General features: G+C 74.0%; 12 protein-coding genes. 9 read left to right on the top strand and 3 right to left on the bottom strand.

Annotated features, from left to right (window positions below):
• Positions 1-49 precede the first annotated feature (49 nt).
• Complete coding sequence (locus ACH4OW_RS31485) at positions 50-1,477, top strand: DEAD/DEAH box helicase (protein ID WP_398031195.1); 1,428 nt, start codon at positions 50-52, stop codon at positions 1,475-1,477.
• Between the two features lie 67 nt (positions 1,478-1,544).
• On the opposite strand, the gene ACH4OW_RS31480 is transcribed toward ACH4OW_RS31485, so the two are convergent.
• The gene (locus tag ACH4OW_RS31480; protein ID WP_398031193.1) at positions 1,545-2,543 is read right to left on the bottom strand and encodes a TAXI family TRAP transporter solute-binding subunit; all 999 of its coding nucleotides are present in this window, start codon (positions 2,541-2,543) and stop codon (positions 1,545-1,547) included.
• A gap of 78 nt (positions 2,544-2,621) precedes the next feature.
• On the opposite strand from ACH4OW_RS31480, the gene miaB reads away from it, so the two are divergent.
• Together miaB and ACH4OW_RS31470 are read left to right on the top strand one after the other, a co-directional pair.
• A complete protein-coding gene (miaB, locus tag ACH4OW_RS31475) occupies positions 2,622-4,106 on the top strand; it encodes a tRNA (N6-isopentenyl adenosine(37)-C2)-methylthiotransferase MiaB (protein ID WP_360133352.1) in 1,485 nt (494 codons plus the stop codon).
• 75 nt (positions 4,107-4,181) lie between these two features.
• Complete coding sequence (locus ACH4OW_RS31470; protein ID WP_360133355.1) at positions 4,182-4,895, top strand: class III extradiol dioxygenase subunit B-like domain-containing protein; 714 nt, start codon at positions 4,182-4,184, stop codon at positions 4,893-4,895.
• A 93-nt stretch (positions 4,896-4,988) separates the two neighbouring features.
• On the opposite strand, the gene ACH4OW_RS31465 is transcribed toward ACH4OW_RS31470, so the two are convergent.
• Both ACH4OW_RS31465 and ACH4OW_RS31460 read right to left on the bottom strand, forming a co-directional pair.
• Positions 4,989-5,240 carry an antitoxin gene (locus tag ACH4OW_RS31465; RefSeq protein WP_360133358.1) on the bottom strand — a complete coding sequence of 84 codons (252 nt, stop codon included), beginning with the start codon at positions 5,238-5,240 and terminating at the stop codon, positions 4,989-4,991.
• A 25-nt stretch (positions 5,241-5,265) separates the two neighbouring features.
• Positions 5,266-5,550, bottom strand: coding sequence for a gliding motility protein (locus ACH4OW_RS31460; protein ID WP_398031191.1), 285 nt, complete (start codon positions 5,548-5,550; stop codon positions 5,266-5,268).
• Between the two features lie 182 nt (positions 5,551-5,732).
• On the opposite strand from ACH4OW_RS31460, the gene miaA reads away from it, so the two are divergent.
• The 6 genes from miaA (at position 5,733) to hflX (ending at position 14,201) form a co-directional block, all read left to right on the top strand.
• Positions 5,733-6,671, top strand: a complete 939-nt coding sequence (miaA, locus tag ACH4OW_RS31455) for a tRNA (adenosine(37)-N6)-dimethylallyltransferase MiaA (protein ID WP_398031189.1) — start codon at positions 5,733-5,735, stop codon at positions 6,669-6,671.
• Between the two features lie 108 nt (positions 6,672-6,779).
• A complete protein-coding gene (locus tag ACH4OW_RS31450; protein WP_398031234.1) occupies positions 6,780-7,340 on the top strand; it encodes a hypothetical protein in 561 nt (186 codons plus the stop codon).
• A 29-nt stretch (positions 7,341-7,369) separates the two neighbouring features.
• Positions 7,370-8,299 carry a diaminopimelate epimerase gene (gene dapF, locus ACH4OW_RS31445; RefSeq protein ID WP_398031188.1) on the top strand — a complete coding sequence of 310 codons (930 nt, stop codon included), beginning with the start codon at positions 7,370-7,372 and terminating at the stop codon, positions 8,297-8,299.
• 140 nt (positions 8,300-8,439) lie between these two features.
• Entirely contained in the window at positions 8,440-10,752 is a 2,313-nt protein-coding gene (locus ACH4OW_RS31440) for a RelA/SpoT family protein (RefSeq protein ID WP_398031186.1), read from the top strand.
• 150 nt (positions 10,753-10,902) lie between these two features.
• Positions 10,903-12,537 carry a M1 family metallopeptidase gene (locus ACH4OW_RS31435; RefSeq protein WP_398031185.1) on the top strand — a complete coding sequence of 545 codons (1,635 nt, stop codon included), beginning with the start codon at positions 10,903-10,905 and terminating at the stop codon, positions 12,535-12,537.
• 176 nt (positions 12,538-12,713) lie between these two features.
• Positions 12,714-14,201: a GTPase HflX gene (gene hflX, locus ACH4OW_RS31430; protein WP_360133375.1), complete on the top strand. Its 1,488-nt coding sequence runs from the start codon at positions 12,714-12,716 to the stop codon at positions 14,199-14,201.

The raw sequence follows: 14,201 nt of genomic DNA, 5'->3' as shown, positions 1-14,201 counted from the left end.
CGGCCCCATGCCGCTCGCGCTCGGCCCACCCGCCACAGAAGGGCTTTCAGTGACCCGAGCGACCGCACCGCGACAGAGCGCCGCACCGAGGACGTCCGCGCAGACGTCCACCCAGCCGCCCGCCGTCTCCTTCGACGAGCTGCCGCTGGCCCCGGCCCTTCTCACCGCGCTGCGCGCGCAGGGCGTCACCGAGCCGTTCCCGATCCAGGCCGCGACGCTGCCCGCCACCCTCGCGGGCCGGGACGTCCTCGGCCGCGGCAGGACGGGCTCCGGCAAGACCCTGGCCTTCGGACTGGCGATGCTCAGCCGTACGGCGGGCCGGCGCGCGGACAGCAAGAGCCCCCTGGCGATGGTCCTCGTGCCCACCCGCGAGCTGGCGACCCAGGTCACCCAGGCGCTCGCGCCGTACGCCACGGCGGTCGGGCTGCGCACGACCACGGTCGTCGGCGGCACCTCCATCAACCGCCAGGTCGAGGCGCTGCGCAAGGGCGCCGAGATCCTGGTCGCCACCCCCGGCCGGCTCGCCGACCTGCTGGACCGCCGCGCCTGCAAGCTGGACCAGGTCGCCATCACGGTTCTCGACGAGGCCGACCAGATGACCGACATGGGCTTCCTGCCGCAGGTCACCCGCCTGATGGAGAAGGTGGACCCGAACGGCCAGCGGATGCTGTTCTCCGCGACCCTCGACCGCAATGTCGACAAGCTCGTCCGCCGGTTCCTGACCGACCCGGTGACCCACTCCGTGGACCCGTCGGCCGCGACCGTCACCACCATGGAGCACCACGTCCTGTACGTGGACGACACCGACAAGCGGGCCACCGCGACCGAGATCGCCGCCCGCGACGGCCGCGTGATCATGTTCGTGGACACCAAGCGCGGCGCCGACCGCCTCACCAAGCACCTGCTGGCCCAGGGCGTACGGGCCGCCGCGCTGCACGGCGGCAAGTCCCAGCCGCAGCGCACCCGCACCCTGGAGCAGTTCCGCACCGGCCAGGCCACCGCGCTGATCGCCACCAACGTCGCGGCGCGCGGCATCCACATCGACGGCCTCGACCTCGTGGTCAACGTCGACCCGCCGACCGAGGCCAAGGACTACCTGCACCGCGGCGGCCGTACCGCGCGGGCCGGCGAGTCCGGCACCGTCGTCACGCTGGTCACCCCCGCGCAGCGCCGCGACATGACCCGGCTGATGTCCCGGGCGAAGATCACTCCCGGTACGGCACGGGTCCGGCCGGGCGACAGCGAGCTGATACGCATCACGGGCGCGCAGGCGCCGAGCGGTCAGCCGGTGGCGCTCGCCATCCCCGCGCAGCAGACCCAGCAGAAGCCCGCGGGCTCCGGCGGGCGGCGGCGTCCGCGCCGCGGCGGCTCCGGCGGTTCGGCGGGCACCGGTTCCGGCGCCTCGGGCGGCGGCCGTCCGGCCCGCCGCACTTCCCGTCCGAAGGGGCCGCGCACCCCGAGGGCGCCCAAGGCATGAGGCGCGCCGGGGCGCGTACGGCTCTGCGTGCGCGCCCCCGGGCTGCCGGCCGGCGGCCACCGCCCTCCTACGGTTTCACCGACAGGTAGTAGCGCCGCGCGCCCTCGTGCAGCGGCAGCGGATCGGTGAAGACCGCGGTACGCAGGTCCACGTTCTGCGCGGCGTGCACCTTGTGCCCGATCCAGTCCCGGCTCCTTATGACGGTCTTGGTGATGGCCTCCGTCAGTACCGGGTCCTGCCGGTCGGTGGTCACCAGAAGGTTCGCGACCGCGATCGTCTTGACCGCCTGCCCCTTCTGGACCCGCGGATACGCGTCGGCGGGCATCACGGCCGCCCGGTAGTAGCGGGCACGCCCGCCCTGCCGGTGCAGCGCCGGAATCAGGTCCGCCAGCTGGACGAGCCGTATCGGCAGCCGCGCGGCCACCTCCTGCAAGGCCGACGTCGGCAGCCCGCCCGACCAGAAGAAGGCGTCCAGCTTCCCTTCCTCCAGCAGCAGCGGCATCTGGTCGATGCCGACCCGCACCGCCTCGATGTCCTGCTCGAAGTCGAGCCCGGCCGCCGCCATCAGCCGCCGGGTGACCAGCTGTACGCCGGAGCCGTCCGCCCCCACCCCGACGCGCAGGTCCCTGAGGTCCTTCGCCGAGGTGACCGGGGAGCCCTCCGGCACCACCAGCTGTATGTAGTCGTCGTACAGCCGTGCGCAGGCCCGTAGCCGGGCCGCCCCCCGCGGGTCGACGCGCTGCATTTCGGCCACCGCGTCGGCGGTCGCTATCGAGAACTGCGCCCGCCCGGAGGCCAGCCGCCCCAGGTTGTCCAGCGACCCCGCGGTGTTCATCAGCCGCACGTCCACCCGTGGCAGGTCCTTGCGCAGATCCTGTTCGAGCAGCTCGCCGTAGCGCGCGTACACCCCCGACCGCACACCGGTGGCCAGCGTCACCTGCCCGCTCGGGCCGGGCGGGCCGCCCAGCGGCAGCAGCCACCAGAGCAGCAGGCCGAGCGCCGCCAGCGCGGCGGCCGCCGCGAGCAGCGCCCGGCGGCCGCCGGTGCGGGGGAGAGCTGAGACCATGAACGGGATCCTGCCAGCCCCGCAACCGGAAAGGGAGGGGCGAGCCGGTGGCGGGAGCACGTACCCTGGTCGATTGAGATGAGTGCGAAGACATACGAGGTGCGCACCTACGGGTGCCAGATGAACGTCCACGACTCCGAGCGGCTGTCGGGCCTGCTGGAGGACGCCGGATACGTGCCCGCGCCCAAGGACGCCGACGGCGCCGATGTGGTCGTCTTCAACACCTGCGCGGTGCGGGAGAACGCCGACAACCGGCTCTACGGCAACCTCGGCCAGCTCGCGCCGAAGAAGGCCGCGCGGCCGGGCATGCAGATCGCCGTCGGCGGCTGCCTGGCCCAGAAGGACCGCGACACCATCGTCAAGAAGGCCCCCTGGGTCGACGTGGTCTTCGGGACGCACAACATCGGCAAGCTGCCGGTGCTCCTGGAGCGCGCCCGCGTCCAGGAGGAGGCGCAGGTCGAGATCGCCGAGTCGCTGGAGGCGTTCCCCTCCACGCTCCCCACCCGCCGCGAGAGCGCCTACGCGGCGTGGGTCTCCATCTCCGTCGGCTGCAACAACACCTGCACCTTCTGCATCGTCCCGGCCCTGCGTGGCAAGGAGAAGGACCGCCGCCCCGGCGACATCCTCGCCGAGATCGAGGCACTGGTCGGCGAGGGCGTCTCCGAGATCACCCTGCTCGGCCAGAACGTCAACGCGTACGGCTCCGACATCGGCGACCGCGAGGCGTTCAGCAAGCTGCTGCGCGCCTGCGGGAAGATCGAGGGCCTGGAGCGGGTCCGCTTCACCTCGCCGCACCCCCGCGACTTCACCGACGACGTCATCGCCGCGATGGCCGAGACGCCGAACGTGATGCCGCAGCTGCACATGCCGCTCCAGTCCGGCTCCGACACGGTCCTCAAGGCGATGCGCCGCTCGTACCGCCAGGAGCGCTTCCTCGGGATCATCGAGAAGGTGCGCGCCGCCATGCCGGACGCCGCCATCTCCACGGACATCATCGTCGGCTTCCCCGGCGAGACCGAGGAGGACTTCGAGCAGACCATGCACACGGTCCGCGAGTCCCGCTTCGCGCAGGCCTTCACCTTCCAGTACTCCAAGCGCCCCGGTACCCCGGCCGCCACGATGGAGGGCCAGATCCCCAAGGAGGTCGTCCAGGCGCGCTACGAGCGGCTGGTGGCCCTCCAGGAGGAGATCTCCTGGGAGGAGAACAAGAAGCAGGTCGGCCGCACGCTGGAGGTCATGGTCGCCGAGGGCGAGGGGCGCAAGGACGACGCCACGCGCCGCCTGTCGGGCCGCGCGCCCGACAACCGCCTGGTGCACTTCACCCGCCCCGAGGAGCCGGTGCGCCCCGGCGACATGGTGACCGTCGAGATCACCTACGCCGCGCCGCACCACCTGCTCGCCGAGGGCCCGGCCCGGGCCGTCCGCCGTACGCGCGCGGGCGACGCCTGGGAGAAGCGCAACGCCGCGCCGGCCGCCCAGCCGGCCGGTGTCATGCTCGGCCTGCCGACGATCGGCGCGCCCGCCCCGTCGCCGGCCCCCGCGGCGGGCTGCGGCTGCGACTGACACGCCCCGGCGGCGCGGCGTGCTCAGCGCCGGAGCTTCCGTGGCCGGTACAGCCGCCTTGCTAGGGTTCCAGCCATGCTTGTCGCCGCAGCCGTCTGCCCCTGCCCGCCGGTGCTCGTTCCCGAGGTCGCCTCCGGCGCCGCACCCGAGCTGGACGGCCTGCGGGCCGCCGCCCTCGACGCGGTCGGCGTGCTCGCGGCGGCCCGCCCTGACCGGCTCGTCGTCGTCGGCCCGGCCGAACAGGCCGGCCGCGGACCGCACGGGCAGGGCGCGGTGGGCTCGTTCCGCGGTTTCGGCGTGGACCTGGAAGTGAGCCTGGGCGCCGCCGCCGGACCGGCCCCGGAACGCCGGCTTCCGCCGTCGCTGTCCGTCGGCGCCTGGCTGCTGGCCCGCACGGACTTCGCCGACGCGCCGGTCGAGGGGCTGGGCGTCGGCGAACCGCTGTCCGGCGACCGCTGCGCACAGGTCGGCCGGGAGATCGCGGCCTCGGCCGAGCGGGTCGCCTTGCTGGTCATGGGCGACGGCAGCGCGTGCCGGACGGTCAAGGCGCCGGGCTATTACGACGAGCGCGCCGAGGACTTCGACGCCGCTGTGGCACGCGCTCTGGGCGCCGCCGACACCGCCGCGCTGGCCGGCTTGGACGCGGAACTGGCGTACGCGCTCAAGGCGTCGGGACGGGCCTGCTGGCAGGTCCTGGCGGGCGCAGCCCAGGACGCCGGTCTGCGCGGCGAACTGCTGCGCGAAGAGGCGCCGTACGGCGTGGGCTACTTCGTGGCGGCCTGGTCGTAGGCCGCACGCGCGACGGCCGCGGAGCGCGTCGCTCCGCGGCCGTCGCGCCGCGTCGGCCGCCCGGCACCCCCAGGGCCGGGGCCTACGGGAACATCAGGAAGCCGGCCCCCGGGAGCCGGTGCCGCCGGAGCGGCGGGACTCCTCGGACAGCCGGCCGAGGGCGTCCTTCGCCATGCCCGCGCCGGTTCCGATCTGGCTGCTGTACTTGCCCTTGGTCTTTTCGTCGACCGCGCGCGCAGCCTTGTCGAGCCCCTGCCCGATCCTGTCCCCGTGCTGCTGCGCCAGGTCACCGGCCTTGCCCTTCAAGGGACCGAGCTTGGCCTTGAGGTTGTCCAGCAGGCCCATGGGCCACCTTCCTTCGTACGCCGTGCTATTTGCGGGCGCCTTCCCCGGCCTCGCTGTCGGCGGCCTCGCCGGCCGACTGCTGCTTGGGGATCTCGACGCCCTCGGCGGCAGCGGCCTCGCCGGCGTCCTCCGCGGACGTCTCCGCGCCCGCCGGCTCGTCCCGCTGCCCCGAGGGGCCGGCCCCGGCCGCCTCCCGCGCCGCGGACGCGTCGGTCTCCGCGCCCTCCGGCTCCGCCGTCAGCGCAGCGGCGGCCGCCTCCTCGGTGGACGACTCGTCCTTACGACGGCGAAACCGTGAAAACACACCCATATCTGCTCCATACCTTACTCGTGTGGGCGAAATCCCGGGACGCCCGGAGCGTCCCATTGCGCCGCCCGCGGGCTCCGGTCCGTGAACCGGCGGCCGGAACCTCGCAACAGGCAACGAACACGAAGGCGAGCCGTCACGTCGCTCGTTCGAGATGTGCCCCGGAGGTTTGCGAGACTGGGCCGGTGAACAACGCAGTTCCCGCACCCCGGGTCATCGCCGTCGTCGGTCCCACCGCGGCCGGAAAGTCCGATCTGGGCGTCGCGCTCGCCCGCCACCTCGGCGGCGAGGTCGTCAACGCCGACTCCATGCAGCTCTACCGAGGTATGGACATCGGCACCGCCAAGCTGACGGTGCCCGAACGCCAGGGGGTGCCACACCACCTCCTGGACATCTGGGACGTCACCCGCGCCGCCAACGTCGCCGAGTACCAGCGGCTGGCCCGCGCCGAGATCGACCGGCTGCTCGCCGCCGGCCGCACCCCCGTCCTCGTCGGCGGCTCCGGCCTGTACGTGCGCGGCGCCCTCGACGCCCTCGACTTCCCCGGCACGGACCCCGAGGTACGGGCCCGCCTGGAGGCCGAGCTCGAAGAGCGGGGCAGCGGCGCGCTGCACGCCCGGCTCGCCGCCGCCGACCCGGAGGCGGCCCGCGCCATCCTGGCGGGCAACGGGCGCCGTATCGTGCGCGCCCTGGAGGTCATCGAGATCACCGGACGCCCCTTCACCGCAAACCTCCCGGGGCACGAGTCGGTCTACGACACCGTGCAGATCGGCGTCGACGTACCGCGCCCCGAACTGGACGAGCGCATCGCGCGGCGGGTGGACCGGATGTGGGACCAGGGCCTGGTGGACGAGGTGCGCCGCCTGGAGGGCGAGGGGCTGCGCGATGGCCGTACCGCCTCCCGTGCCCTCGGCTACCAGCAGGTGCTCGCGCAGCTGGCGGGGGAGTGCACGGAACAGGAGGCCAGAGCCGAGACGGTCCGGGCCACCAAGCGGTTCGCGCGCCGCCAGGACTCCTGGTTCCGCAGGGACCCCCGCGTCCACTGGCTCAGCGGCGCCGCCACGGACCTCGGGGAACTCCGGGGACGGGCGCTGGCGTTGGTCGAACGACCGGTCACAGCCTGATCACGTCATGGCATCGGGACGCTCCGCCCGTCATCCGGGCCGCCGGGAGCGTGTCATCATCGACCTTCGATCGAGGCGTGCAGTCGGGAGTGGGGAGGGCGCGTGGCGATGGAGGCCGGCCCTCGCAACAGACCGCAGCAACCGGACGGGCGAAGAGACGGACCGCAGGACGCGACGGAGTCGCTGGCCCAGGACGGGCCCGACGCCGAGCGTCCGGACAGCCCTGCCCTGGACCCCGCCGCGGCCGGCGGGCCCGGTCTGCTGGACGAACCGGCGCGCCCCGCGTCACTGGAGGCCGCCGACGGCCCCGAGGAGGCGGCCGGGGGCGGCGAGTCCTTCCGCGAGCTGCGCCCGCCGCGCCGGCTGCGCGTCTGGCAGCTCGCGCCGATCGTGGGGCTGGCCATCCTGGGCTCGCTGATGTTCGCCTTCCCGCTCGCCTTCGAGTTCGGCGGCGACGGCGGCTCGGTGATCTCCATGCTCGGCCTGCTGCTGTTCGGCTGCGCCGCCGGCTGGGGCATGATGGCCGCCCGCCGGGTCGGCCACACCTGGCCCGGCCTGCCCGCCCGCGGCTCCGGCCGCCGCCCGGACTGGCGGGTCGTCCTCGCGTACGCCGCGGTCGTGGTGGTCCTGGCGCTGCTGGCCGTGTGGCGGGTCGCCCGCCTGCACTGACTGTCGGTGCCTGGCCGTACGATGCAGACATGACCAACGCACAGGCCACGGGGACCGCAGTGGACAGCGAGCCGGCCGCCGCCGGCGGCCCCGGGCGCGGCATCGCCTTCCTCAAGGGCCACGGCACGGAGAACGACTTCGTGATCGTCCCCGACCCGGACGGCGTCCTGGAGCTGAGCCCCGCCGCCGTCGCGCGGATCTGCGACCGCCGGGCCGGCATCGGCGGCGACGGCCTGCTGCGCGTGGTGCGCTCCGCCGCCGACCCCGAGGCCCGCGCCCTGGCCGGCGAGGCCGAGTGGTTCATGGACTACCGCAACGGCGACGGCTCCGTCGCCGAGATGTGCGGCAACGGCGTCCGCGTCTTCGCCCGCTACCTCCAGCACGCGGGCCTGGCCGAGGCCGGCGACCTCGCCATCGCCACCCGGGCCGGCGTCCGCCGCGCCCACCTGGCCAAGACCGGCGACGTCACGGTCTCCATGGGCCGCGCCGAGCTGCTCCCGGACGGCGTGACGGTCACCGTGGGCGACCGCAGCTGGCCCGCCCGCAACGTCAACATGGGCAACCCCCACGCGGTCGCCTTCGTCGAGGACCTCGGCCACGCCGGTGAGCTGCGCGGCGTCCCGCCGTTCAGCCCAGCCACCGTCTACCCGCACGGCGTCAACATCGAGTTCGTCGCCGACCGAGGCCCGCGCCACGTCGCGATGCGGGTGCACGAGCGCGGCTCCGGCGAGACCCGCTCCTGCGGTACGGGCGCCTGCGCCGTCGCCGTGGCCGCCGCCCGCAGGGACGGCGCCGACCCCGCGGTCACCGGTTCCCCCGTCACGTACCGGGTCGACGTCCTGGGCGGCAGCCTGGAGATCACCGAGCGGCCCGACGGCACGGTCGAGATGACCGGCCCCGCGGTGATCGTCGCCCAGGGCACGCTGGACCCGGCGTGGCTGGTCACGGCCCTGGACTGAGACTTCGCTCGAATGGGTGATCCGGTTCACGCTGGGCGAGAGCGGGACAGCGCTGCGTGATGGGCTCGGTAGCATCAAGCACCGGCGCGGGCACCCGACTGCGGGCGCCCCACTGCCGGTCGACGCCGCCGGAGGTGCCCATGAGCGCAGAGGCCACGAACCCAGGTAACCCCGCCGCGCCTCCCCAGGCCGCCCCGCCGGACCTGGTGGACGCCTCGCACCGCAAGCGCGGCCGCCCCCGCCTGGAGCTGCGCGGGCTGCGCCGCATCGGCCGCGCAGCCCTCCTCGGGCCGGCCCCCCGCGACGGCCTGCCGGACGCCCTGGAGCACGTCGCCAAGGTGCACCGCGCCCACCACCCGGATGCCGACCTGGACACCCTCAGCAGGGCCTACGCGCTCGCCGAGAGCTCGCACCGCGGGCAGCTGCGCAAGAGCGGCGAACCGTACATCACCCACCCGCTCGCGGTGACCCTGATCCTGGCCGAACTGGGCGCCGAGACCACCACCCTGACCGCCTCCCTGCTCCACGACACCGTCGAGGACACGGATGTGACGCTGGATCAGGTGGGCCGCGAGTTCGGCAAGGAGGTCTGCTACCTGGTCGACGGCGTCACCAAGCTGGAGAAGGTCGACTACGGGGCCGCCGCCGAACCGGAGACCTTCCGCAAGATGCTGGTCGCCACCGGCAACGACGTCCGGGTGATGTCCATCAAGCTGGCCGACCGGCTGCACAACATGCGCACCCTCGGCGTGATGCGCCCCGAGAAGCAGGCCAGGATCGCCAAGGTGACGCGCGACGTGCTGATCCCGCTGGCCGAACGGCTGGGCGTACAGGCACTCAAGTCCGAGCTGGAGGACCTGGTCTTCGCCATCCTCCATCCCGAGGAGTACGCCACCACGCGTACCCTCGTCCTGGAGCACGCGGCCCGGCCCGACCCGCTCGCCGCCATCGCCGAGCGCGTGCGCGCCGTCCTCGGCGAGGCCGACATCGACGCCGAAGTCCTCATCAGGCCGCGGCACTTCGTCTCCGTGCACCGGGTGCGCCTGGCCCGCGGCACGGTCACCGGCGCCGACCTCGGCCGGCTGCTGGTGCTCGTCGCGGAGGACGCCGACTGCTACGCGGTCCTCGGCGAGCTGCACACCTGCTTCACGCCGGTGGTCTCGGAGTTCAAGGACTTCATCGCCACGCCGAAGTTCAACCTCTACCAGTCCCTGCACACGGCCGTCACGGGCGAGGGGGGCGCGATTGCGGAAACGCTCATCCGCACGCACCAGATGCACCGGGTCGCGGAGGCCGGCGTGATCGCGCTCGGCAACCCGTACGCCCCCGCGGACGGCGCCGACACCTCCGGCGCCGAGCGCGCGGCCGCCGAGGGGAGCGCGGACGACGAGGGCGAGCGGGTGGACCCGACCCAGCCCGGATGGCTGTGCCGGCTCCTCGAATGGCAGCGCGCCACCCCCGACCCGGACACGTTCTGGACCTCGCTGCGCGCCGACCTCGCCCAGGACCGCGAGATCACGGTCTTCTGCGCGGCGGGCGGCTTCGACGACGAGAGCGGCGCGGCGGAGCCGGACGCCGCCGGCACGGGCACGGCGGTGACCGGCACGGTCGGGCTGCCGGCCGGCGCGAGCTGTGTGGACGCCGCCTACGCGCTGTACGGCGAGGGCGCGCACCACTGCATCGGCGCGCGCGTCAACGGCCGCCTCGCCACGCTCTCCACGGTCCTGTGCGACGGCGACAGCCTGCACCTGCTCATGGCCGCCGACTCCGCCGCCGATTCCGCCGCCGGCCCCTCGCCGGACTGGCTCGACCACGCCCGCACCCCCGCGGCCAGGCTCGCCATCTCCCGGTGGCTGGCGGCGCACCCGGGGGCGGAGACGGCACCGGCCGGTGCGGCCGACGCCGGTGCGGCCGGGGCCTTCCAGCCTTGCGCGGCCCCCGGTGCCGCCGCCGCGCCCAGGCACCCCGGACCGAACGCCGCCGGCCTGTCGACCGACCTCCCCGACGCGACCGTACGGCTCGCGGGCTGCTGCACGCCCGTACCGCCGGACACCGTCACCGGGTTCGCCGTACGGGGCGGCTTCGTCACCGTGCACCGCGCCCTGTGCCCCGTGGTGGCCCGCATGGCGGCGGCCGGGCGGCAGCCGGTCGGCGCCCGCTGGCACGGCCCGGGGGACGGCGCGCAGGGCTGCCGGGTCACCCTCCTCGCGGAGGCGTTCACCCGGCCGCATCTGCTCGCCGACCTCACCGAGGCCATCGCCGCCGAGGGGGCCGCGGTGGTGGCGGCGGCCGTCGAGCCGCCCCGCGAGCAGCGGGTGCGCCATACGTACACGCTGCACCTGCCGGACGCGGCCAAGCTGCCGTCCCTGATGCGGGCGATGCGGCAGGTGCCGGGCGTCTTCGACGTGCTGCGGGCGGGCCGGGCGCAGTCGACGGTGGCGGCGCGCTCCTGAGGGCGACGCCGTCACCCACACGTGCCCCTCGCCCCTCGCCGCCACCCACACGTGCCACTCCAGCCTCGTCGGACGCACGAACCCGCTCGTTCGGGTGCCGTACTGTCGCGCCAGCCACGGGGGAGGGCGCCGCGCTGATAGCCGTTTGTCATGCCGCACTCCCCGTACCCCACCGCCCCAGGCCCCGGGTCCGCCCTCCGCCGCCGGGCCGCGCTCGGCGTGCTCGCCGCCGTCTCCCTGGTCGCCGCCGCGCTGCCCGACGCCGGACCGCTCGGCGTCGGCGACCGCCTCTACCCGCACCTCGGCAACCCCGGCTACGACGTCCGCGCATACGACATCGCCCTGGCGTACTCCGGACGCAACGACCGGCCGCTGGACGCCGTCACGAAGATCACCGCGCGCGCCACCGCCCGCCTGGACCGCATCAACCTCGACTTCTCGCACGGCACCGTCCGCTCCGTGGAGGTCAACGGGCGCCCGGCGCGCCACCTCGCCCGCGGCGAGGACCTGATCGTCACGCCGCGCGGCACCGTACGCGCCGGCACACCGCTGCGCATCGTCGTCCGGCACACCAGCGACCCGCGCCCCGGCAAGACCGGGCAGGGACGGGAGGGCGGCTGGCTGCGCACGAAGGACGGACTGGCGATGGCCAACCAGGTCGACGCCGCGCACCGCGTCTTCCCCGGCAACGACCACCCCTCGGACAAGGCGCTGTACACCTTCCGCGTCACCGCGCCCAAGGGTCTGACGGTCGTCGCCAACGGACTGCGCCTCGCGCGCTACCCGAGCGCCGTACGCGGCCTGCCGGACGACGGGCACGCACCGGCCGCACGGGGCGGGCGGGACGTAGGGCAGCGGCCGGCGCCCGCGGCCGCCACCACCTGGGTCTACCGCTCCGCCCACCCCATGGCCACCGAGGTGGCGCAGGTCTCCATCGGACGCTCGGCGGTCGTGCGCCGCGGCGGCCCGCACGGCCTCCCGGTGCGCGACGTCGTACCGGCGGCCGACCGCAAGCGCCTGGAGCCGTGGCTGGCCGAGACCCCCGGCCAGCTCGCCTGGATGGAGGGCAAGGTCGGCCGCTACCCCTTCGAGACGTACGGGGTGCTGCTCGCACAGGCCGAGACCGGTTTCGAGCTGGAGACCCAGACGCTGTCGCTCTTCGAGGAGCGGCTCTTCACGACCAAGCAGTACCCCCGCTGGTACATCGAAGCCGTCATGGTCCACGAGCTGGCGCACCAGTGGTTCGGCAACAGCGTCACCCCGCGCACCTGGTCGGACGTCTGGCTCAACGAGGCGCACGCCACCTGGTACGAGGAGCTGTACGCGCACGAGCACTCCAAGGTGTCCATGGACCAGCGGACCCGGCGCGCCTACAGCGTGTCGGACCGGATGCGGGCCGAGGGCGGCCCGCCCGGCTCGCCGAAGGCGCCGGCGCCCGGCAACAAGACCGGGATCTTCCGCCCGGTCATGTACGACGGCAGCGCGCTCGTCCTGTACGCGCTCCGCCAGAAGATCGGACCGGCCGCCTTCGACCGGCTGGAGCGCACCTGGGTGACCCGGCACCGCGACGGCGTCGCGGGCACCGCCGACTTCACCGCGCTGGCGTCGCGCGTCTCGGGACAGGACCTCACCGCCTTCTTCCGCAGCTGGCTGTACGACGCGAAGACCCCGCCGATGCCGGGGCACCCGGACTGGAAGGCCCACTACCGGACCCCGCAGCCACCCGCCAAGGCGCCCGCAGCGAAGCCGGGCAAGCAGCGCCCCGCGGGCCGCACGCGCTCCTAGACACCCGCACGGGCCCGGGAAAACCCGCGTGACGGTCCGTGCCGGTCGTGCGACCATCGTCTGGCCGACGCCACGGCGGCCGGGAATCTCCCGGGCGGTCCGGACGTTGTCACGTAACGAGAGCCCCGGGGCCGTACGGCCCCGTCACGGGGCTTCCCAACGACGCAAAGGATCAAATGACCTCCTCTTCTTCCCTTCCGCAGGACCGGCAGCGCCTCCCCGAGAGCCTTCGGGCCGACGCCCTGATGGAAGAGGACGTCGCCTGGAGCCACGAGATCGACGGGGACCGTGACGGCGACCAGTACGACCGCTCGGAGCGTGCGGCGCTGCGCCGCGTCGCGGGACTGTCCACCGAGCTCGAAGACGTCACCGAGGTCGAGTACCGCCAGCTGCGCCTGGAGCGCGTGGTGCTGGTCGGCGTCTGGACCACGGGGACGGCGCAGGACGCGGAGAACTCCCTCGCCGAGCTGGCCGCGCTGGCGGAGACCGCGGGCGCCATGGTGCTCGACGGCGTCATCCAGCGCCGCGACAAGCCCGACCCGGCGACCTACATCGGTTCCGGCAAGGCCCTGGAGCTGCGCGACATCGTCCTGGAGTCCGGCGCGGACACGGTGGTCTGCGACGGTGAGCTGAGCCCCGGCCAGCTGATCCACCTCGAAGACGTCGTCAAGGTCAAGGTCGTCGACCGCACGGCCCTGATCCTCGACATCTTCGCGCAGCACGCCAAGTCCCGTGAGGGCAAGGCGCAGGTCTCGCTGGCGCAGATGCAGTACATGCTGCCCAGGCTGCGCGGCTGGGGCCAGTCGCTGTCCCGGCAGATGGGTGGCGGTGGCTCCGGCTCCGCGGGCGGCGGCATGGCCACGCGTGGCCCCGGTGAGACCAAGATCGAGACGGACCGGCGGCGGATCCGCGAGAAGATGGCGAAGATGCGCCGGGAGATCGCGGAGATGAAGACCGGCCGGGACATCAAGCGGCAGGAGCGCCGCCGTCACAAGGTCCCCTCGGTCGCCATCGCCGGGTACACGAACGCGGGCAAGTCCTCGCTGCTCAACCGCCTGACCGGGGCCGGCGTCCTGGTGGAGAACGCGCTGTTCGCCACCCTGGACCCGACCGTGCGCCGGGCCGAGACGCCCAGCGGGCGGCTCTACACCCTCGCCGACACCGTCGGCTTCGTGCGTCACCTCCCGCACCACCTCGTCGAGGCGTTCCGCTCCACGATGGAGGAGGTCGGCGACTCCGACCTGATCCTCCACGTGGTCGACGGCTCGCACCCGGTGCCGGAGGAGCAGCTCGCCGCCGTGCGCGAGGTGATCCGCGACGTGGGCGCCACCCACGTACCGGAGATCGTCGTCGTCAACAAGGCGGACGCCGCGGACCCGCTGGTCCTCCAGCGGCTGCTGCGCAACGAGAAGCACGCGCTGCTCGTCTCGGCCCGCACGGGCCAGGGCATCGAGGAGCTGCTCGCGCTGATCGACGAGGAGCTGCCCCGCCCGCAGGTCGAGATCGAGGCGCTGGTCCCGTACACGCAGGGCGCGCTGGTCTCGCGCGCGCACGCCGAGGGCGAGGTGATCTCCGAGGAGCACGTCGCGGAGGGCACCGTCCTCAAGGCGCGGGTGCACGAGGAACTGGCCGCCGAGTTCCAGCCGTACGTACAGGCGGCGTGA

Origin of the sequence: Streptomyces sp. NPDC017056, from assembly GCF_044332485.1 — a bacterium.
Lineage (GTDB): Bacteria > Actinomycetota > Actinomycetes > Streptomycetales > Streptomycetaceae > Streptomyces.
Note: the sequence above shows the minus strand (reverse complement) of the source record. Positions and strands in the feature narration are given on the sequence as shown.

Coding starts and splice junctions, on each gene's coding strand:
- ACH4OW_RS31480 (WP_398031193.1), bottom strand. CDS start 2,543: ATGGTCTCAGCTCTCCCCCGCACCGGCGGCCGCCGGGCGCTGCTCGCG.
- miaB (WP_360133352.1), top strand. CDS start 2,622: ATGAGTGCGAAGACATACGAGGTGCGCACCTACGGGTGCCAGATGAAC.
- ACH4OW_RS31470 (WP_360133355.1), top strand. CDS start 4,182: ATGCTTGTCGCCGCAGCCGTCTGCCCCTGCCCGCCGGTGCTCGTTCCC.
- ACH4OW_RS31465 (WP_360133358.1), bottom strand. CDS start 5,240: ATGGGCCTGCTGGACAACCTCAAGGCCAAGCTCGGTCCCTTGAAGGGC.
- ACH4OW_RS31460 (WP_398031191.1), bottom strand. CDS start 5,550: ATGGGTGTGTTTTCACGGTTTCGCCGTCGTAAGGACGAGTCGTCCACC.
- ACH4OW_RS31450 (WP_398031234.1), top strand. CDS start 6,780: ATGGAGGCCGGCCCTCGCAACAGACCGCAGCAACCGGACGGGCGAAGA.
- dapF (WP_398031188.1), top strand. CDS start 7,370: ATGACCAACGCACAGGCCACGGGGACCGCAGTGGACAGCGAGCCGGCC.
- ACH4OW_RS31440 (WP_398031186.1), top strand. CDS start 8,440: ATGAGCGCAGAGGCCACGAACCCAGGTAACCCCGCCGCGCCTCCCCAG.
- ACH4OW_RS31435 (WP_398031185.1), top strand. CDS start 10,903: ATGCCGCACTCCCCGTACCCCACCGCCCCAGGCCCCGGGTCCGCCCTC.
- hflX (WP_360133375.1), top strand. CDS start 12,714: ATGACCTCCTCTTCTTCCCTTCCGCAGGACCGGCAGCGCCTCCCCGAG.